This is a genomic window from Pseudomonas sp. C 49-2, from assembly GCF_003970195.1.
GTDB lineage: Bacteria > Pseudomonadota > Gammaproteobacteria > Pseudomonadales > Pseudomonadaceae > Aquipseudomonas > Aquipseudomonas canadensis.
The window spans coordinates 202,143-221,922 of record NZ_RXYG01000005.1; the positions used below are offsets into that span (position 1 = coordinate 202,143).

The 19,780-nt window shown below is 61.4% G+C and carries 17 protein-coding genes; 7 read left to right on the forward strand and 10 right to left on the reverse strand.

Features of this window, described 5'->3' with window-relative positions; genetic code table 11:
- Positions 1–54: 54 nt before the first annotated feature.
- On the reverse strand, positions 55–1,401 hold the full coding sequence (gene pmbA, locus EJ576_RS12115; RefSeq protein ID WP_123478173.1) for a metalloprotease PmbA: 1,347 nt from the start codon (positions 1,399–1,401) through the stop codon (positions 55–57).
- Positions 1,402–1,509: 108 nt separating this feature from the next.
- On the opposite strand from pmbA, the gene yjgA reads away from it, so the two are divergent.
- Complete coding sequence (yjgA, locus tag EJ576_RS12120; RefSeq protein WP_005784816.1) at positions 1,510–2,031, forward strand: ribosome biogenesis factor YjgA; 522 nt, start codon at positions 1,510–1,512, stop codon at positions 2,029–2,031.
- Positions 2,032–2,078: 47 nt separating this feature from the next.
- On the opposite strand, the gene tldD is transcribed toward yjgA, so the two are convergent.
- From tldD to mreB, 8 genes are all read right to left on the reverse strand, one after another.
- Positions 2,079–3,521, reverse strand: coding sequence for a metalloprotease TldD (gene tldD / locus EJ576_RS12125; RefSeq protein ID WP_010213129.1), 1,443 nt, complete (start codon positions 3,519–3,521; stop codon positions 2,079–2,081).
- Between the two features lie 16 nt (positions 3,522–3,537).
- The gene (locus EJ576_RS12130; RefSeq protein WP_122723739.1) at positions 3,538–4,386 is read right to left on the reverse strand and encodes a carbon-nitrogen hydrolase family protein; all 849 of its coding nucleotides are present in this window, start codon (positions 4,384–4,386) and stop codon (positions 3,538–3,540) included.
- 48 nt (positions 4,387–4,434) lie between these two features.
- Positions 4,435–8,250 (reverse strand): YhdP family protein, encoded by a 3,816-nt coding sequence (locus EJ576_RS12135; RefSeq protein ID WP_126570430.1) that lies wholly within the window; start codon positions 8,248–8,250, stop codon positions 4,435–4,437.
- Between the two features lie 76 nt (positions 8,251–8,326).
- Entirely contained in the window at positions 8,327–9,784 is a 1,458-nt protein-coding gene (rng, locus tag EJ576_RS12140; RefSeq protein WP_010213134.1) for a ribonuclease G, read from the reverse strand.
- Between the two features lie 70 nt (positions 9,785–9,854).
- Positions 9,855–10,451: a nucleoside triphosphate pyrophosphatase gene (locus tag EJ576_RS12145; protein WP_122723734.1), complete on the reverse strand. Its 597-nt coding sequence runs from the start codon at positions 10,449–10,451 to the stop codon at positions 9,855–9,857.
- Between the two features lie 50 nt (positions 10,452–10,501).
- Entirely contained in the window at positions 10,502–10,990 is a 489-nt protein-coding gene (mreD, locus tag EJ576_RS12150; protein ID WP_016976217.1) for a rod shape-determining protein MreD, read from the reverse strand.
- Positions 10,990–12,090, reverse strand: coding sequence for a rod shape-determining protein MreC (gene mreC / locus EJ576_RS12155; RefSeq protein WP_122723732.1), 1,101 nt, complete (start codon positions 12,088–12,090; stop codon positions 10,990–10,992). The genes mreD and mreC overlap by 1 nt, the downstream gene beginning before the upstream one ends.
- Positions 12,091–12,230: 140 nt before the next feature.
- Positions 12,231–13,268, reverse strand: coding sequence for a rod shape-determining protein MreB (gene mreB / locus EJ576_RS12160; RefSeq protein ID WP_002555108.1), 1,038 nt, complete (start codon positions 13,266–13,268; stop codon positions 12,231–12,233).
- 210 nt (positions 13,269–13,478) lie between these two features.
- On the opposite strand from mreB, the gene gatC reads away from it, so the two are divergent.
- The 6 genes from gatC to EJ576_RS12190 all read left to right on the forward strand — a co-directional run bounded on the left by gatC (position 13,479) and on the right by EJ576_RS12190 (position 18,685).
- Positions 13,479–13,766, forward strand: coding sequence for an Asp-tRNA(Asn)/Glu-tRNA(Gln) amidotransferase subunit GatC (gatC, locus tag EJ576_RS12165; protein WP_010213142.1), 288 nt, complete (start codon positions 13,479–13,481; stop codon positions 13,764–13,766).
- A 16-nt stretch (positions 13,767–13,782) separates the two neighbouring features.
- The gene (gene gatA / locus EJ576_RS12170; RefSeq protein WP_033899331.1) at positions 13,783–15,234 is read left to right on the forward strand and encodes an Asp-tRNA(Asn)/Glu-tRNA(Gln) amidotransferase subunit GatA; all 1,452 of its coding nucleotides are present in this window, start codon (positions 13,783–13,785) and stop codon (positions 15,232–15,234) included.
- 10 nt (positions 15,235–15,244) lie between these two features.
- Entirely contained in the window at positions 15,245–16,690 is a 1,446-nt protein-coding gene (gene gatB, locus EJ576_RS12175; protein ID WP_126570431.1) for an Asp-tRNA(Asn)/Glu-tRNA(Gln) amidotransferase subunit GatB, read from the forward strand.
- A gap of 144 nt (positions 16,691–16,834) precedes the next feature.
- Positions 16,835–17,206, forward strand: coding sequence for a septal ring lytic transglycosylase RlpA family protein (locus EJ576_RS12180; protein WP_028618843.1), 372 nt, complete (start codon positions 16,835–16,837; stop codon positions 17,204–17,206).
- Positions 17,207–17,264: 58 nt separating this feature from the next.
- The gene (locus EJ576_RS12185) at positions 17,265–18,311 is read left to right on the forward strand and encodes a calcium/sodium antiporter (protein ID WP_028618842.1); all 1,047 of its coding nucleotides are present in this window, start codon (positions 17,265–17,267) and stop codon (positions 18,309–18,311) included.
- Positions 18,308–18,685, forward strand: coding sequence for a carboxymuconolactone decarboxylase family protein (locus EJ576_RS12190; RefSeq protein WP_028618841.1), 378 nt, complete (start codon positions 18,308–18,310; stop codon positions 18,683–18,685). The genes EJ576_RS12185 and EJ576_RS12190 overlap by 4 nt, the downstream gene beginning before the upstream one ends.
- A 43-nt stretch (positions 18,686–18,728) precedes the next feature.
- Here the strand turns inward: EJ576_RS12190 and EJ576_RS12195 are convergent, their stop codons facing one another.
- Entirely contained in the window at positions 18,729–19,670 is a 942-nt protein-coding gene (locus tag EJ576_RS12195; RefSeq protein ID WP_126570432.1) for an AEC family transporter, read from the reverse strand.
- Between the last annotated feature and the right edge of the window lie 110 nt (positions 19,671–19,780).

The following is a 19,780-nucleotide window of genomic DNA, read 5'->3' on the forward strand; positions in this document are numbered from 1 at the left end:
AAAGGCGCGCCATCTGATAGATGGCGCGCCTTTTTGAGTAAAGCTTCGGGAGGATTAGCTGCCGGCGACAGTCATCCGCTCGATCAACACCGAGCCTGTGCGAATGTTGCTGCGCAGTTCCAGATCATTACCCACGGCGACGATCTGCTTGAACATGTCGCGCATATTGCCTGCGATGGTCACTTCCTGGACGGCAAACTGAATCTCGCCGTTTTCCACCCAGAAACCCGCCGCGCCACGCGAGTAATCACCGGTGACCATGTTCAAGCCATGGCCCATCAGCTCGGTCACCAGCAAGCCACGCCCCATGCGCCGAAGCAGCGCAGCTTGGTCTTCATCGCCATGGGTGACGAACAGGTTGTGTACGCCTCCGGAGTTTGCGGTGCTTGGCAGGCCCAGCTTGCGACCGGCGTACGTGCCCAGTACGTAAGACACCAACTCGCCCTTCTCGACGAACGGTTTGGCATACGTCGCCAGGCCATCACCGTCGAACGACGTACTGCCCATGGCGCGCATCAAGTGCGGGCGCTCATCGATGGTCAGCCACTCTGGGAACAATTTTTGGCCAATCGCCCCCTCCAGGAACGAGGACTTACGGTACAAGTTGCCACCGGAAATCGCCCCCAGGAAACTGCCAAACAACCCACCCGCCAGTTCTGCCGAAAACAGTACCGGCACTTCACAGGTTGGCACCGGGCGCGCGCCCAGGCGGCTCGCTGCACGCTGCGCCGCGCGCTGACCAATGCTGATCGGGTCCGCCAACAATTCGCCCTGACGGTTGACGTCGTACCAATAATCGCGCTGCATCTGGCCGTCAGCTTCGGCGATCATCACGCAGCTCAAGCTATGGCGAGTGGACGCGTAACCACCGATAAAGCCATGGCTGTTGCCATACACACGGCAACCCTGGTGCGTGCTCAACGTGGTGCCATCTGCGTTCTTGATGCGGGCATCAGCGTCGAACGCAGCGGCTTCGCAGATCAGCGCCCGTTCGATGGCCTGTTCGGGTGTGATGTCCCAAGCGTGAAATAGATCGAAATCCTGCAGGTCCTTGGCCATCAGCGCCTTGTCGGCCAGGCCCGAGCTCTCGTCTTCTGAGGTGTGCTTGGCGATTGCCAGCGCAGCCGCCACCGTCTCGCGAATGGCTTCCGGACCGCTGGCCGAGGTACTGGCCGAGCCTTTGCGCTGCCCGACATACAAGGTGATACCAAAACCCTGATCGCGGTTGAACTCAACGGTTTCCACTTCCCGCTGGCGCACCGACGTCGACAGCCCCTGCTCCAGCGACACGGCCACTTCACAGGCACTGGCCCCCTGGCGCTTGGCCTCGGCAAGGATCTGCTCGACTTGTTCCTGCAGTGCCGGTAACGCTTGCGGACCGACGCTTTGGGCTGCACTCATGGTTTTCTCCACTCAAATTCTGCTTTCGGTTAAGGCCATCGAGCGACCGGGCCGGACAAGCGGCCCCCGACTGGTTATCATGGCGGCGTTTCTTTGCGGACTGCCACCATGGTTGATTCTTACGACGACTCCCTCGATGGGGAGAAAAGCAAAACCCAGGTCAAACGTGAGCTGCATGCTCTGGTTGACCTTGGCGAGCGCCTTACAACGCTCAAAAAAGACTTGATTGCAAAACTGCCACTGACCGACGAAATGCGTCGTGCCCTGGCCGATGCGCCCAAGCACACCGCGAATATCGCGCGTAAACGGCACATCTCGTTTATCGGCAAACTCATGCGCGATCAGGACATCGACGCCATTCTGACCTTGCTCGATCAAACCGATGCCTCCACTCGACAGTACAACGAACGCTTCCATAACCTGGAACGTTGGCGTGACCGCCTGATCGCGGGCGATGACGCCGTGCTGGAGAAATTCGTGATGGACTACCCGGACGCGGACCGCCAGCAACTGCGCTCCCTGATCCGTCAGGCCCAGCACGAGCAGGCGCATAACAAGGCGCCGGCCACCAGCCGTAAAATCTTCAAGTACATCCGTGAGCTGGACGAGACTCAACGCGGCCTGCGCTGATCCTCCTCCCCGGGTGGCGGTTCTCGCCACCCGAAGCTCCGTCTTTCTTACGACCCCGTGCCACCCACGGTGATCGCATCAATCTTCAGCGTTGGCTGGCCGACACCCACCGGCACTGACTGTCCGTCTTTCCCGCAGGTACCCACGCCGCTGTCCAGCGACAGGTCGTTGCCGACCATCGACACCTTGCTCATGGCTTCCGGACCGTTACCGATCAATGTCGCACCTTTGACCGGTGCAGTGATCTTGCCGTCTTCGATCAGGTAAGCCTCGCTGGTGGAGAACACGAACTTGCCGCTGGTGATATCCACCTGGCCGCCACCGAGGTTGGCGCAGTAGATGCCGCGCTTCACCGAAGCGATGATCTCGGCCGGGTCGCTTTCGCCACCGAGCATGTAGGTGTTGGTCATGCGCGGCATCGGCAGGTGCGCGTAGGATTCGCGACGGCCGTTACCCGTGCGCGCCACACCCATCAGGCGAGCGTTGAGCTTGTCTTGCATGTAGCCCTTGAGCACACCGTTTTCGATCAGGGTGGTGCACTCGGTTGGAGTGCCTTCGTCGTCGACGCTCAGCGAGCCACGACGCCCGGCCAGGGTGCCGTCATCGACGATGGTGCAGAGTTTGGAGGCCACCATTTCACCCATACGCCCGCTATAGGCCGAACTGCCTTTGCGGTTGAAGTCACCTTCCAGGCCATGGCCGACCGCTTCGTGCAGCAGCACGCCGGACCAACCCGAACCCAGCACCACAGGCAAAGTGCCGGCCGGGGCAGGAATGGCTTCCAGGTTGACCAACGCCTGGCGCAGCGCCTCACGGGCATAACCCATGGCACGGTCGTCGGTGAGGAAATAACGGTAGTCGGTACGCCCGCCGCCGCCATGACCACCCCGTTCGCGGCGACCGTTCTGTTCGACGATTACGCTGACGTTGAAGCGCACCAGCGGCCGCACATCCGCCGCCAGGCCGCCATCGGTGGACGCCACCAGGATGCGCTCCCACACACCGGCCATGCTCACGGTAACCTGCTGGATACGCGGGTCGAGGGCACGGGTGGCGGCGTCGATACGCTTGAGCAGCTCGACCTTTTCCGCACGGCTGATCACTTCCAGGGGGTTATCCGGCGCGTACAACTGCGCCACGTCCTGGGTGCTGAATGCCTGCACCGTGCCATTTTGCCCGGCCCGGGAGATCGAACGCGCGGCACGCGCCGCCAGGCCCAAGGCTTCCAGGGTGATCGCGTTACTGTAGGCAAAACCGGTTTTTTCACCGGACTGCGCACGCACGCCCACACCCTGGTCGAGGTTGAAACTGCCTTCCTTGACGATGCCGTCTTCCAGCGCCCAGGACTCGGAAATCTGCCCTTGGAAATACAGGTCAGCCGCGTCGATGCCCGGCCCGGCCAAGTCGCCGAGTACGGTTTGCAAGCTTTCGATGGTCACGCCACCGGGCGCCAGGAGGTGATCACTGACTGAGGACAACAACTCGCTCATAGGTATGGCCTTAAATTCATCGTTCCGAAGCAGGTCGCTGTGCGCCCTGCGAGAAAAAGCGCCGATGGTTGACCACCGGCATGCGCGTCCGTATCGACGCCTGTTCATTGCTATCGCGTTCGGCCAGCAACACCGCTTCGCCTTGATCCTGTTGTGTCAGCACACGACCCCAAGGGTCGACAATCGCCGCATGACCATAGGTTTCCCGTGGCCCCGGATGCACACCGCCTTGAGCCGCCGCCAGCAGGTAACACTGGGTCTCGATGGCGCGTGCGCGAATCAGCACATCCCAATGCGCCGCGCCGGTCACCGCCGTAAACGCCGAAGGCGCGGTAATCAACTCAGCCCCCGCCGCACGCAATTCGCTGTACAGCTCGGGGAAGCGCAGGTCGTAACACACCGTCAGGCCCAACCGGCCGACGGGCGTGTCCGCTACCACCACATTGCCTCCGAAAGCATAGTCGTCAGATTCGCGATAACGACCGCGGGCATCGGCGACATCCACATCGAACAGGTGCAGCTTGTCGTAACGGGCAACGATTTCACCCTGATCATCGACCAGCAACGAGCAGGCATTGGACTTGGCGTTCGGCTGGTCCTTTGGCGGCAGCGGCAAAGTACCAGCCACTATCCATAAGGTGAGGTCGCGGGCGGTCTGTTTCAACCACGGCAGGATCGGGCCTTCGCCCAGAGCTTCGGCGCGACCGATGTCGGCCACGTCGCGGCGGCCCATGGCGGCAAAGTTTTCCGGCAATACCGCCAGCTTCGCCCCACCCGCCGCGGCTTGTTCCAGCAAGCGCCGGGCCTGGGCGAGGTTGGCCAGCACATCGCTCTGGCTGACCATTTGAATTACCGCAAAGGACATGGACCGTCTCTCCTTAATGGGCATGCGGCCATGCTACTCCACAGGCTCTCAGTTTGGTTTTTCAAATGGCTTGTCGAAGGTGATTTTCGGGTCCTTCCACGGGCCTTCGACCTTGTATTGCACGCTGGCAAAGCGCGCAACACGGTCACCAATCAGCTTGTCGATCAGGAACAACGCACCGCCGATAGCGGGCGCGCCTACGATCAGCGCGGCGATCGGCAGGTTATTGGTCACCGGCAAGGTGACCAGCAGCTTGGCGTCGACACGGTCTGCGACCAGGTCCAGGGTGCCGTTGAGTTCCAGGTTAGTCGAAGGCCCGGTCATGGTGATCGGCTCACGGGTCACGAATACCCCGTTGCTCGCCGCCAGCAAGCCCTTCACACGGTCGTAGCTCAAGCCCTTGCCGAGCAAGTCCGAGAAGTCCAGGCGCAGACGGCGCCCAATGGAGTTGAAGTTCAGCAGGCCAAACACCCGCAGCGCCTGGGCGCCACCTTCCACTTCGACGAACTGGCCATTGCGGAACGATGCATCCAGGCTGCCGGAGAAACGCTTGGGCCCGACATAGGCAGGCGAACCGGGCCAGCGACCATCCACATCCAGGTGAAAATCCTGGCTGGTGACGGTGGGCGCATAACCCCAACCCTTGAGTACATCGCCGATATTCTTGCCATCCAGGCGACCCTTGTACCAACTGCTACTGTCGCCAGCCGTCCCTTCCCAACCACCCGCGCCCTTGAGCTGCATGCCTTTGAGGCCGAGGTCGAGGTTATTGAAGGCCAGGCCTTTGGCGGTCGGGCGGATTTTCAGCGACCAGGCGCCTATCAGATCCGGGCCCTGGAACAGCTGATCAATGGCGATATCCAGCGCCGGAATGTCCTTGGGGTCGATGGCCGCCAAGGGGTCCGGTGCGTTTTCATCAGCCTGCACCGTCGGATCCACCGCTGGCAGCTTCACATATTGAAGGTTGACCGCAATCGGTGCGCCCTTGGCGTCCGGCAGGTTGACGGTGCCCTTGGCCTGCTGACTGTCGAGTTGCAGGCCCCACGCCGCAGGCTTGCGGTCCAGCTGTAGATTGACCTGATCAAACTGGGTGCCAAAACCGGTCAGCTTGCCCACCTTGAAGTCAGCGCCGCTGAGCAACTGCTTGGCGCTGCCGCCCGGGTCGCTGCCCGCGTAGCGGTCAACCAGTTTCTTCCACGGGTCGATATCGAGTTCAGACAGCACGCCGCGAATGCGCAAGCCCTTGGCCCCTGGCAACACAGCATCGCCATCACCGAGGAATAGCTCACCGCGCCCCTCATTGAATTTGTCCGGCGGCGCAGCGAAGGTGAAGTTGGCCAGCTCGCCGTAATCGAACCAATAACGCCGCTCGGCCCCCTGCAAGGTCATGCGGAACACACTGTCACGCCCCTGGCTGGCGGGCATGCCGAACGGTGCCGGCAGGTCCACGGCAACGCCCTTCAGGTTGGAGCTGACCATCAGTTGGCTATCGACACCGTCCAGGGTCAGTTGCAACTGGTAGGGAATATCGCCGGACACCGGCAACGGTTGGCTGACTTTCAACCAGTCCGTCAGCCGCTTGACCGTCACCTGGCCCTTGGCAGACACACGCGTGCTGATATTGCCCGGCTTGCCATCGGCAACGATCTGCGCCGTGATCGGCCGGTCAAACGCCTGGGCCGTGATGTTCTGGCCACTGAGGCCTTTGGCGCTGTCGAAGCGGAAATCGCCCTTGAGCTGGGTCAGGTCCAGGGTCGGTTCAGCCAATTGCAGCCGTGCCTTGTCCGTCTTGAAGTCCACCACAATCTTCGGCTCGGTGCCTTTCGCCAACGGTACATCCAGGTCAAGGCTGCCTTGCAGGTCGCCCTCGCCCTTCCAGCCGGCAAAGGTCGATGCGGTGCCGATCGGCGCTTCCTGGAGGATTTTCAAACCGTCGCCCAAACCACCGGCAAACCCGCCGGTCAGCAACAGATGACTGTCCTTGCCCGCCGGCGCGTGGGGGATATTGACGTAGACGTCCTTGACCTTGGTGTCGAGCAACTGGCCCGTGCTGGCCAGGATGCGTACGCCGCTCTCCTCGACAAACACTTCGCCATTGACCTTGCTCACATGCGGCCAGCCCGGCTGGAATGCCAGTTCGGCGTCATGCACCTTGAAGAACAGGCTGATGTTGCGTGAGGCCGGCAGCGCGTCGTGGTTCAGCGAACCCTGATACTGGAAAAAGCCCTGGTCCACCGCGCCCTTGAGAATCGCCGTACGCAGCCACTCATCCAACGCCGGGCTCAACACCGCCGGCAGGTATTTGGGGGTGAAGCGCCCATCGCCATCGACCATGCCGACCCGCAGGTCCATATAGTCTTCCTGGATGTGGTCGAAATGCAGGCGAATCAGGAAATCAGCGGCGACATTGCCCTCTTCACCCAGCACCTTGATGTACGGGGCGATCAGGGTGAAGCCTTCCTTGTCGAGCTTCCACGTCAGGCGTGCATTGGCCTGGATGTACTGCCACGGCTTGGCAAAGATCGGATCGAGGTGCAGGGAAAAGTCTTTGCTGTCCATGCGCAACTCGCCATGGCCCAGGTCACCGCTGATACTGCCGGACACGTTCCGCGCGGCCGGTGCGCCAAAGTAGGCATCAAAACCGATGCGTTCGAGGTTGGCGGCGAAGCTGACTTTTTGATCCGTCGTATCTTGAGGACGGAAATCCACCAGCACATTACGCAGCAGGCCCGTGGCCTTGAGGTGCTGAATGGTCTTGGCGAAACCCTCAGGCAGCGGCGCCAGGGCATTGAGCAGCGGCGTGATCGGCGTGAGGTCCAGGCGGTCGGCCTGAAGCTTCCAGACCTCCTGATCCTTGTCGGTGGCCAGGGTTTGCTGAAGTTGCAGGCGCGATTCCCAGCGGGTTTCCCCCAGGTTCATCGCCAGCGAGTCGAACAGCACCTTGAGACCGCTATCGCTGCGTTGCAGGTAGGCGGTGAGGGCCAGGTTCTCGATATGCACAGGTTTGCGGTCGGCGTAGCTGCCTTTTACCTGCGGCGAGTTGAGGCGCACCACCGCGCTTTGCACGGTGCCTTTGGCCCAGGTCAGCCAGAGTTCACCGCCAGCCTTGAATTGGGTGAGCTTCCATTGCTGGGTCAGCTTGGCCGGGATCCACTTGGCCCAGTCGCTTTGCGGCAGGCTCACGTACGCCTGGACTTCGCCGTCCTTCCACTGACTGGCGCGGATACGCGTGCGCAGGCTCACCGCCAAGGGTTGGCCGTCGGGCAGCGTCAAGCGTGCATCCAGGCGTTGGCGCGTGATGCCGGTGTGCAGGCTCAGGCCGACATACGTCAGGGTCACCGGCGCCTGGTCAAACGGCTGCAAGGTCACCTGGCTGTCCAGCAACGACACGCGCTTGACCTTTTGCATGTTCTTGAGCAACTGCTCAGGGTCCACGGGCTGGTCGTCCTGCACTGGCAAGCCCTGCAAGGCCCATTTGCCGTCCTTGTCTTCCTTGACGCTAAGCTGCAAGCCACTGACTTGCAGGTGCGCAATGCGCACTTCTCGGGCCATCAGGCTAGCCCACATATCCGGCACCACTTCGACCTGGTCCAGGCGAAGGGCACTGCTGCCCTCGCCCACCATCACATCATGGGCCAGCAATACCGGCGCGAAGCCGCTCCAGCGGCCTTCCAGGCTGCCGATATGCAGGGGCATGCCCACAGCAGCCTGGGCCTTGGCCTCGACTTCTGCACGGTACTCGGCCACCAGCGGCGTCAACTCACGTCCCAGGCTCACATACACCGCCGCCAGTACCAGCAGCAAGGCACAGAGGCCCAGGCCCCAACGGGTCATAGCGGCAAAAAAGCGTATCAGACGCTCCATGTCAGGCGACCCTCAAGGCGGTAGTCGGACGGCAGATAAAGGCCTGCCTGTCTCATAAAAGGAAAACGATTGGGGATCAGAGCAGCACCACGTCGTATTGTTCCTGGGAATACATGGTTTCGACCTGGAAGCGTATCGTGCGCCCGATAAACCCCTCCAGCTCGGCAACGTTACCGGATTCTTCGTCCAGCAGCCGATCGACCACTTTCTGGTTGGCGAGCACTCTGTAACCTTCGGCCTGGTAGGCTCGCGCTTCTCGCAGGATTTCGCGGAAAATCTCGTAGCAAACCGTTTCCGGGGTCTTCAATTTACCGCGGCCCTGGCAACTGCTGCACGGTTCGCACAGCACTTGCTCCAGGCTTTCGCGGGTGCGCTTGCGCGTCATTTGCACCAGGCCCAGCTCGGTGATGCCGATGATGTTGGTCTTGGCGTGATCGCGTTCCAGCTGTTTCTCCAGGGTACGCAGCACCTGGCGCTGGTGTTCTTCATCTTCCATGTCGATGAAGTCGATGATGATGATGCCGCCCAGGTTACGCAGGCGCAGTTGGCGCGCGATCGCGGTGGCCGCTTCGAGGTTGGTCTTGAAGATGGTTTCTTCGAGGTTGCGATGGCCCACGAACGCGCCGGTATTGACGTCGATGGTGGTCATGGCTTCCGCCGGGTCCACCACCAGGTAGCCACCGGACTTGAGCGGCACCTTGCGTTCCAGGGCTTTCTGGATTTCGTCTTCAACGCCATACAGGTCGAAGATCGGCCGCTCGCCGGGATAGTGTTCCAGGCGGTCGGCAATTTCAGGCATCAACTCGGCAACAAATTGTGTGGTGCGTTGGAATGTTTCCCGCGAGTCGATGCGAATTTTCTCAATCTTCGGACTGACCAGGTCGCGCAGCGTACGCAGGGCCAGGCCGAGGTCTTCGTAGATCACACTGGGCGCGCCGATGGTCTTGATCTGGGCACCGATCTGGTCCCACAGGCGCCGCAGGTAGCGGATGTCCATAAGGATCTCATCGGCGCCGGCGCCTTCGGCGGCGGTGCGCAGGATGAAACCGCCCGCTTCCTTGATGCCTTCGGCCGCCACGCAGTCGCTGACCACCTTTTTCAGGCGCTCGCGCTCGGCTTCGTCTTCGATCTTCAGGGAAATGCCGACATGGGCGGTGCGCGGCATGTACACCAGGTAACGCGACGGAATCGACAATTGAGTGGTCAGGCGCGCGCCCTTGGAACCAATGGGGTCCTTGGTGACTTGCACCACCAGGCTCTGCCCTTCGTGCACCAGGGCACTGATGCTTTCTACCGCAGGCCCTTCGCGCAGGGAAATTTCCGAAGCATGGATAAACGCGGCACGGTCCAGCCCGATGTCGACGAATGCCGCCTGCATCCCCGGCAAAACCCGCACCACCTTGCCTTTGTAGATGTTGCCGACGATCCCGCGCTTCTGGGTGCGCTCAACGTGCACTTCTTGCAGAACACCGTTCTCTACCACCGCCACGCGCGATTCCATCGGCGTGATATTGATCAGAATCTCTTCACTCATGGCTGGGTCTCGTTCAGGCGTTTTCACAATAGTGACCGATCGCTTAAGGCTGGGCGCTGGAGTACGGCGTTCAGCGCGCGGTAAGGTTTTGCCAACAGGGTATGCCGAATTGGCCGAGCAGTTGCGCGGTTTCGCACACCGGCAGGCCTACCACGGCGGAATAACTGCCATTGAGCCCGGCGACAAAGACCGAGCCCAACCCTTGGATAGCATAGCCGCCCGCCTTGTCTTGGGGTTCGCCGCTGTGCCAGTAGGTGGTCGCTTCCTCGACGGAAATCCCGCGAAACCGTACACGACTGCTTACACAAACAGTCTCACAGCGTTGGCCGTCGGTGAGGGCAATGGCGGTCAGCACTTCATGCTCGCGCCCCGCCAGCGCCATCAACATTGCCAGGGCATCGGCCTGATCCACGGGCTTGCCGAGGATTTTGCCATCGACGATCACGGCGGTATCGGCACCCAGCACACAGGCACCGGAGTTATTCTCGAGCGCAGCAAAACCCGCCGCTGCCTTGCCGCGCGCAAGGCGCTCGACGTAGGAAACTGCGGATTCATTTGTAAGAGGGGTTTCATCAATAGCCGCGCTGACCACGGTGTAAGGCACACCGATCTGGGCCAGCAACTCACGCCGCCTCGGGGAGCCCGAGGCCAGGTAAAGCGAATTCATGCAGACTCTCCCTGTAGGGTTCGATAACCAGGCAGAGCCTCGCAATCCATTCAATTGATTTTATAGCGACGACGCAACCCACGCAGACCAAAGCTGATCCATGGCCACAGCAAGGCACTGACCAGGGCCGGTAGCACCAGCGCCAGGGTTGGCTGACGGTTACCGGTCAAGGCGCTCAGCCACAGTTGAACCAGCTGTGCCAGGCCGAAGATCACCAGGATCACCAAGCACTGCTGCCACATCGGGAACATCCGCAGGCGCTGCTGCAACGACAGCACCAGGAAAGTGATCAAGGTCAGGATCAACGCGTTCTGACCCAGCAAGGTGCCATAGAGCACATCCTCCGCCAAGCCCAGGAACATCGCCGTGACCATGCCGACTTTATGCGGCAGGTTCAGCGACCAGAAGGCCAGCAACAGCGCCAGCCAAAGCGGGCGCAGAATTTCCATGAACTGCGGCAAGGGCGAAACGCTCAGCAGCATACCGATAGCAAAGGTCAGCCAGACGATCCAGCCGTTGCGCGAATGAGTACTGGCCATTATTCCTCCCTCTGCCGCGTGGTTGCCGGGGCAGTCGCCGGAGGCTTGGCAGCCGGGGTCGCGGCCGGTGGTTTAGTCACGGCTGGCTTGACGGGACGCGTGTTGTGAGCGGCCGGCTTGACCGGAGTGGCCACAGGCGCCGCCGGAGCCGCCGTCGGTGCCGGTGGTCCTACGAATGCCGGCTTGGGCACAGTCGCCGGAACGATCGGCGCTGTACCGTTTTGCTTGTCTTCCGCTTCCTGGGCCTGCGCGGCGTCGTTGGCGCGCTCTTCCGGCGTACGGTTGTCGCTGAACACCAGCAGCAAGTACCGGCTGCGGTTTAGGGCGGCGGTCGGCACCGCACGCACAATGGCGAACGGCTGGCCGGAATCGTGGATCACTTCCTTCACCGTCGCCACCGGGTAACCCGCCGGGAAACGCTGACCCAGGCCAGAGCTGACCAGCAGGTCGCCTTCCTTGATGTCCGCGGTGTCCGCCACGTGGCGCAATTCCAGGCGTTCCGGGTTACCGGTGCCGCTGGCAATCGCACGCAGGCCGTTGCGGTTCACCTGCACCGGAATGCTGTGGGTGGTGTCCGTCAGCAACAAGACCCGCGAGGTGTAGGGCATCAGCTCAACCACCTGGCCCATCAGGCCACGAGCGTCGAGCACCGGCTGGCCCAGGACCACACCGTCGCGCTCACCCTTGTTGATGATGATGCGATGGGTGAAGGGGTTGGGGTCCATGCCGATCAGCTCGGCCACTTCGACCTTTTCGTTGACCAGCGCGGAAGAATTGAGCAACTCGCGCAGCCGAACGTTCTGCTCGGTGAGGGCCGCGAGCTTTTGCATGCGCCCCTGCAACAGCAGGTTTTCGGTCTTGAGTTTTTCGTTTTCGGCGACCAGTTCGGTGCGGCTGCCAAATTGGCTGGCCACGCCCTGGTACAGACGTTGCGGCAGGTCGGTGATCCAGTAAGTCTGCATCAACACCAGCGACATCTGGCTGCGCACCGGCTTGAGCAGTGCAAAGCGGGCATCGACCACCATCAGCGCGACCGAAAGCACGACCAGCACCAACAGGCGCACGCCCAATGAGGGGCCTTTGGCGAAAAGCGGTTTAATAAGCCGCTCCTCCCAGGCAAATGTTCTCTTTATTCATACGGCATCTAACCGGCCTGGATGCAGATTGAAGAAGATAAACGCCAACAGGCAGCACTGCAAAGTGCTGCCTGCGGGCGAAACATGGGCTAACCAGCAATGACTTATTCGCTGGAGAGCAGGTCCATGGTGTGTTTATCCATCATTTCCAGTGCGCGACCACCGCCACGGGCAACGCAGGTCAGCGGGTCTTCGGCGACGATCACCGGCAGGCCAGTCTCTTGGGCCAGCAGCTTGTCGAGGTCACGCAGCAAGGCGCCACCACCGGTCAGCACCAGGCCACGCTCGGCGATGTCGGAAGCCAGTTCCGGCGGCGATTGCTCCAGCGCGCTTTTCACCGCCTGAACGATGGTGGCCAGGGACTCTTGCAGAGCTTCCAGCACTTCATTGGAGTTCAGGGTGAAAGCACGTGGAACGCCTTCGGCCAGGTTGCGACCGCGCACATCGACTTCGCGCACTTCGCCACCTGGGTAGGCGGTGCCGATTTCCTGCTTGATGCGCTCAGCGGTGGACTCACCGATCAGGCTGCCGTAGTTACGACGTACATACGTGATGATCGCTTCGTCGAAGCGGTCGCCGCCGACGCGTACGGATTCGGCATACACCACACCGTTCAGGGAGATCAGGGCGATTTCAGTGGTACCACCACCGATATCCACCACCATCGAGCCGCGTGCTTCTTCAACCGGCAGGCCGGCACCGATCGCAGCAGCCATTGGCTCTTCGATCAGGAACACTTCACGGGCACCGGCGCCAAGGGCCGATTCACGGATGGCACGACGCTCAACCTGGGTGGATTTGCACGGAACGCAGATCAGCACACGAGGGCTGGGCTGCAGGAAACTGTTTTCGTGAACCTTGTTGATGAAGTACTGCAGCATCTTCTCGCAGACGCTGAAGTCGGCGATCACGCCGTCTTTCATCGGACGAATGGCGGCAATATTGCCGGGTGTACGGCCGAGCATGCGCTTGGCCTCGGTGCCGACGGCAACGACACTTTTCTGGTTACCGTGCGTCCGAATAGCCACAACCGATGGCTCATTCAGGACGATACCGCGCTCGCGCACGTAAATAAGGGTGTTGGCAGTGCCCAGGTCAATGGAAAGATCGCTGGAAAACATGCCACGCAGTTTCTTGAACATGGGAAAGGGACCCTAGGCAACGCGTGGGTAAAAAAGTGCGGCAAACTCTAACAACGACAGGGATTTTGGGCAAGGCGCCAATGTGCTAAATTGGCCGACTTTCTGTGCACCTAACCCCACAATCGCGGCCGTAAGACCGTAGAAATGCGGTAGTGTTCCGACAATCTAACACACGGACAGCCTCCGTTCTGTTTTCCACTGGAGATTCCCATGACGCTTGAACGCTCCGACGTGGAAAAAATCGCGCACCTGGCCTCGCTTGGCCTCAATGATGCCGATCTTCCACAGACCACCGCAGCCCTGAACAGCATTCTCGGGCTGGTCGACCAAATGCAGGCCGTGAATACCGACGGTATCGAGCCCCTGGCTCACCCGCTGGAAGCCAGCCAGCGCCTGCGCGCAGACGTCGTGACCGAGAGTAATAATCGCGAGGCCTACCAGTCCATCGCGCCAGCGGTCGAAAACGGCCTGTACCTGGTTCCGAAAGTCATCGACTAAAGGGAAAGAGCCTGCAATGCATCACATGACTCTGGCCGAGATCGCTCGCGGTCTCGCCGACAAAAAGTTTTCTTCCGAAGAGCTGACCAAGACCCTGCTGGCGCGCATCGCCGAGCACGATCCAAAGGTCAACAGCTTCATCAGCCTCACCGAAGAGCTGGCCCTGAGCCAGGCCAAGGCCGCCGACGCACGTCGCGCCAACGGTGAAAATGGCGCGCTGCTGGGCGCTCCAATCGCCCACAAAGACCTGTTCTGCACCCAGGGCATTCGCACCAGTTGCGGCTCGAAGATGCTCGACAACTTCAAAGCACCCTATGACGCCACCGTGGTGTCCAAGCTGGCTGCCGCCGGCGCTGTGACCCTGGGCAAGACCAACATGGACGAATTCGCCATGGGTTCGGCCAACGAGTCGAGCTACTACGGCGCGGTGAAAAACCCGTGGAACCTGGAGCACGTGCCCGGCGGTTCGTCTGGCGGTTCGGCCGCCGCAGTTGCCGCACGCTTCCTGCCTGCCGCTACAGCCACCGATACCGGCGGCTCGATCCGCCAGCCTGCGGCCTTCACCAACCTCACCGGCCTGAAGCCGACCTACGGTCGCGTTTCCCGTTGGGGCATGATCGCCTACGCCTCCAGTCTCGATCAGGGCGGCCCTCTGGCACGCACCGCTGAAGACTGCGCAATTTTGTTACAAGGCATGGCAGGCTTCGACAAACAGGACTCCACCAGCATCGACGAGCCCGTGCCAGACTACAGCGCCAGCCTGAACACCTCGCTCAAGGGCCTGCGCATCGGCGTGCCGAAGGAATACTTCAGCGCCGGTCTCGATCCGCGCATTGCCGAACTGGTGCACAACAGCGTCAAGACGCTGGAAAGCCTCGGTGCCGTGATCAAGGAAATCAGCCTGCCGAACAACCAGCACGCGATTCCTGCGTACTACGTGATCGCGCCGGCAGAAGCCTCCTCGAACCTGTCGCGTTTCGACGGCGTGCGTTTCGGCTATCGCTGCGAAAACCCGAAAGACCTCACCGACCTTTATAAGCGCTCCCGTGGCGAAGGTTTCGGTGCCGAAGTACAACGCCGGATCATGGTCGGTGCTTATGCCCTATCGGCCGGCTACTACGACGCGTACTACCTCAAGGCGCAGAAAATCCGGCGCCTGGTGAAGAACGACTTCATGGCCGCCTTTGAACAGGTCGACGTGATCCTCGGCCCAACCACGCCGAACCCAGCCTGGAAGCTCGGCGCCAAGAACGGCGACCCGGTGGCTGCGTACCTCGAAGACCTGTACACCATCACCGCCAACCTCGCGGGCCTGCCGGGCTTGTCCATGCCTGCCGGTTTCGTCGATGGCCTGCCGGTCGGCGTGCAACTGCTCGCCCCGTATTTCCAGGAAGGCCGCCTGCTCAATGTGGCGCACCAGTACCAGTTGAACACCGACTGGCACACTCGCACCCCTACCGGCTTCTGAGGAGAACACTATGCAATGGGAAGTTGTGATCGGGCTGGAGATTCATACCCAGCTCGCCACCCAATCGAAGATTTTCTCCGGTAGCGCCACCACGTTCGGCTCCGAGCCGAACACCCAGGCCAGCCTGGTCGACCTGGGCATGCCCGGCGTACTGCCGGTGCTGAACCAGGAAGCGGTGCGCATGGCGGTGATGTTCGGCCTGGCGATTGACGCCGAGATCGGCCAGCACAACGTGTTCGCGCGCAAGAACTACTTCTACCCTGACCTGCCCAAGGGCTACCAGATCAGCCAGATGGAACTGCCAATCGTTGGAAAGGGCCACCTGGACATCCCCCTGGAAGACGGCACCATCAAGCGCGTCGGCGTCACCCGCGCACACCTGGAAGAAGATGCCGGCAAGAGCCTGCACGAAGAATTCCCGGGCGCGACCGGTATCGACCTGAACCGTGCCGGCACGCCGCTGCTGGAGATCGTTTCCGAGCCGGACATGCGCAGCGCCAAGGAAGCCGTGGCCTACGTCAAGACCATCCACGCACTGGTGCGCTACCTGGGCATCTGCGACGGCAACATGGCCGAAGGTTCGCTGCGTTGCGACTGCAACGTGTCGATCCGTCCCAAGGGCCAGGTCGAGTTCGGCACCCGCTGCGAGATCAAGAACGTCAACTCGTTCCGCTTCATCGAGAAGGCGATCAACAGCGAAGTGCGTCGCCAGATCGAGCTGATCGAAGACGGCGGCAAGGTCATCCAGCAAACGCGCCTTTACGACCCGAACAAAGACGAAACCCGCGCCATGCGCAGCAAAGAGGAAGCCAACGACTACCGTTACTTCCCCGACCCGGACCTGTTGCCGGTGGTGCTGGAGGACTCGTTCCTCAGCGACATCCGCGCCACCCTGCCAGAACTGCCGCAGCAGAAACGCGAGCGCTTCCAGGCGCAGTTCGGCCTGTCGGTCTACGATGCCAGCGTCTTGGCCTCCAGCCGTGAACAAGCCAACTACTTTGAAAAAGTCGTGAGCATTGCCGGCGACGCCAAACTGGCGGCCAACTGGGTGATGGTTGAGCTGGGCAGCCTGTTGAACAAGCAAGGCCTGGAGATCGACGAAGCACCGGTCACTGCCGAGCAATTGGGCGGCATGCTGCTGCGCATCAAGGACAACACCATCTCCGGCAAGATCGCCAAGACCGTGTTCGAAGCCATGGCCGCAGGCGAAGGCAGCGCGGACGAGATCATCGAGAAGCGTGGCCTCAAGCAGGTCACCGACAGCGGCGCGATCTCGGCTGTATTGGATGAAATGCTCGCGGCCAACGCCGAGCAGGTCGAGCAATACCGTGCGGCAGACGAAGCCAAGCGCGGCAAGATGTTCGGCTTCTTTGTGGGCCAGGCGATGAAAGCCTCCAAAGGCAAGGCCAACCCGCAACAGGTGAACGAATTGCTGAAAAGCAAACTCGAAGGCTGACACGTGCAGGACCCGGCTTCTGTGGGAGCCGGGCTTGCCCGCGATGCAGGCGCCTCGGTGCATCAGTGACACCGAGGTGAAGCCATCGCAGGCAAGCCAGCTCCCACACGAGCCAACTCCAACATTTGTAATGGGACTCCTTGCATGAAGCGTCTACTCGGCCTCCTGGCCTTGTTCTCCCTTTTGACCGGCTGTGCCAGCGGCATCATCAACCCCAACGGCTACGACGAAACCGGCACCGCCTCCTATTACGGCGCCCGGCACCATGGCAAAAAGACCGCCAGCGGTGAACCCTTCAACCAGAACGCCCTGACCGCCGCCCACCGGCAACTGCCGTTTGGCACCCAGGTCAAGGTCACCAATCTCGACAACGACAAATCCGTGGTTGTCCGCATCAATGATCGCGGTCCGCATACCCGTGGGCGCCTGATCGATCTTTCACGCAAGGCGGCCGAGCAGCTGGGTATGATCGGCAGCGGTACCGCACGGGTTCGCGTGCAAGCCTTGAGCAACTGAAGACGGAGCCCTCGCCATTTTCGGATTAACCGCCCTCTCGCCCTGGAGCCTGCTGGAATTGGTCAGCGGCCTGGTGCTGCTGATCATCGGCGCCGAGATCCTGGTGCGCGCCGCCGTGCGCCTGGCCGCGAGCCTCAAGGTGCGTCCGCTGATCATCGGCCTGACGATCGTGGCCTTCGGCAGCAGCGCGCCGCAGATGACTGTCAGCCTGCAAGCCACTCTGGCCGGTAACACCGATATCGCCGTGGGTAGCGTGATCGGCAGCAGCATCTTCAACATCCTGGTGACCCTGGGCCTGTCGGCGCTGATCATTCCGCTGCGGGTTTCGCGCCAACTGGTGCGCCTGGATATTCCGGTGATGATCCTGGCCGCACTGCTGGTGTTCACCCTCGCCGCCAATGAAGAGCTCACACCCATTGACGGCCTGGTGCTGCTGGTTGCCCTGGTCGCCTACCTCGGCATGTTGCACTACCAGACGCGCCACTCCCGTCGCCCACGCACGCTGGACACCGTGGCCCGCGCGCCCTGGCTGAGCAGCGTGTTGCTGATGGTTGGTGGGCTACTGATCCTGGTGCTGGCCGGGCATTTACTGCTGGGTGCCGCAGTGGATGTGGCAGGCGACCTGGGTCTGTCGGAACGTGTGATCGGCCTGACCCTGATCGGCGTGGGCACCTCGCTGCCATGCCTGGCGACCTCGCTGATTGCCGCGCTGCGCGGCGAGCGGGAAATTGCCGTGGGCAACGTGATCGGCAGCAACCTGTTCAACCTGCTCGGCGTGTTGGGGCTGACCGCCCTGCTCGCGCCCTCGCCGCTGTCGGTATCGCCCAATGCCCTGGATTTCGACCTGCCGGTGATGCTCGGCGTAGTCGTGCTGTGCCTGCCGGTGTTCTACACCGGCTACCGCGTGACACGCGCCGAAGGCCTGGTGCTGCTGGGCCTGTACCTGGCGTACGGGCTGCATGTAATGGCGTTCACCACGGGCATGCCCCTGGCCACCAAGCTTGAACAACTGATGCTGTACTACGTCCTGCCAGTGCTGGTGGCTTTTCTGTTGTTCAGCACGCTGCGAGCCTGGCGCCGCCAACACAAGAGGGAATCGCAATGACCGATCAGAAAAAGCCCGGGGTTGATATGCGTCGCCAGGTCATGGGCGATGTGTTCGTCGACCGCGCCTTGGGCAATGCCACCGAGTTCACCCAGCCGCTACAGGATTTCGTCAATGAACATGCCTGGGGCAGCGTGTGGAACCGCGAAGGATTGCCGCTGAAAACCCGCAGCCTGATCACCCTCGCCGCTCTCACCGCGCTCAAATGCCCGCAGGAGCTCAAAGGCCATGTGCGCGGTGCGCTGAACAATGGTTGCACCGTGGAAGAGATCCGCGAGGCGTTGCTGCATTGCGCGGTGTATGCCGGTGTGCCGGCGGCGATTGATGCGTTCCGTGCGGCGCAGGAAGTGATCGATACCTACGAGGCACCCTAGAAGCCGGCTTGCCGGCGATTGGCCCTCACAGACACCACACCCCTCAGATCCAACCTCCTGCCTGCAACACGAAGATCCCGATATTCGTGGTCACCGCCGCCATCAAGGTGGTGATCACGATAATTGCCGCCGCCAGCTCATGATTACCCTCGGCCGCCCTGGCCATCACAAAACTGGCGGCTGCGGTCGGCGCACCAAAGTACAGGAACAGAATCCCCAGCTCCGGCCCGCGAAAGCCCAGCAACCACGCGCCTAAGGTCGCCACCACTGGCAGCCAGACCATCTTCATCAAGCTCGCGCTCAGCGCCCTATTGCCGCTCTTGCGCAACGCTGCCAGGGACAAGGTGCCGCCAATGCAGATCAAGGCCAACGGCAAGGTGGTATCCGCCAGATACTGCATGGATTTTTCCAACCAGCCAGGCAGGCCAATCTGAAAATAAGCGAACGGCGCCGCCACGATCACGCTGATGATCAGCGGGTTGGCCACCACACTTTTGCAAATGCTCCACGGATCGGACTTGATCACCGGGCTGTACACCGCCAACACGATGGTCGACAGGGTGTTGTAGAACAGGATCACCAACGCCGCGAGAATCGCGCCGAGGGAGATGCCGTAATCGCCGTACATGCTGGCGGCCAGCGCCAGCCCGATCACGCCGTTATTGCCGCGAAACGCGCCTTGCGTGTAGATACCTCGGTCTTCACGCGGGCAACGAAAGATTGCCCAACCCCAGGCCAGGGCGAAGCTGAGCAAGGTGGCGACGGCAAAGTAGATCAGAAGGCCTGGCTTGAGCGCCGAGTGCAGGTCGGCATGCAGGATGCCGAGGAACAGCAGCGCCGGCATGGTGACGTTGAACACCAGGGACGAGGCCGTGTGGATGAAGTTGTCGTTGATCCAGTTGATGCGTTTGAGCAACACACCCAGGAACAGCATGGCAAACACCGGCGCGGTGATGGTCAGGGTCGTGAGGAAAATTGCCAGCATGCCGGGGAGAACCTTGGTGAGCGTCGTTAGGTGGCTAATGATAAGCCAGTGTAGGCCGCTTCGTCTGGTCTACCGCTATCGGGGGCAAGCCCCCTCCCGCCTTGAATGTG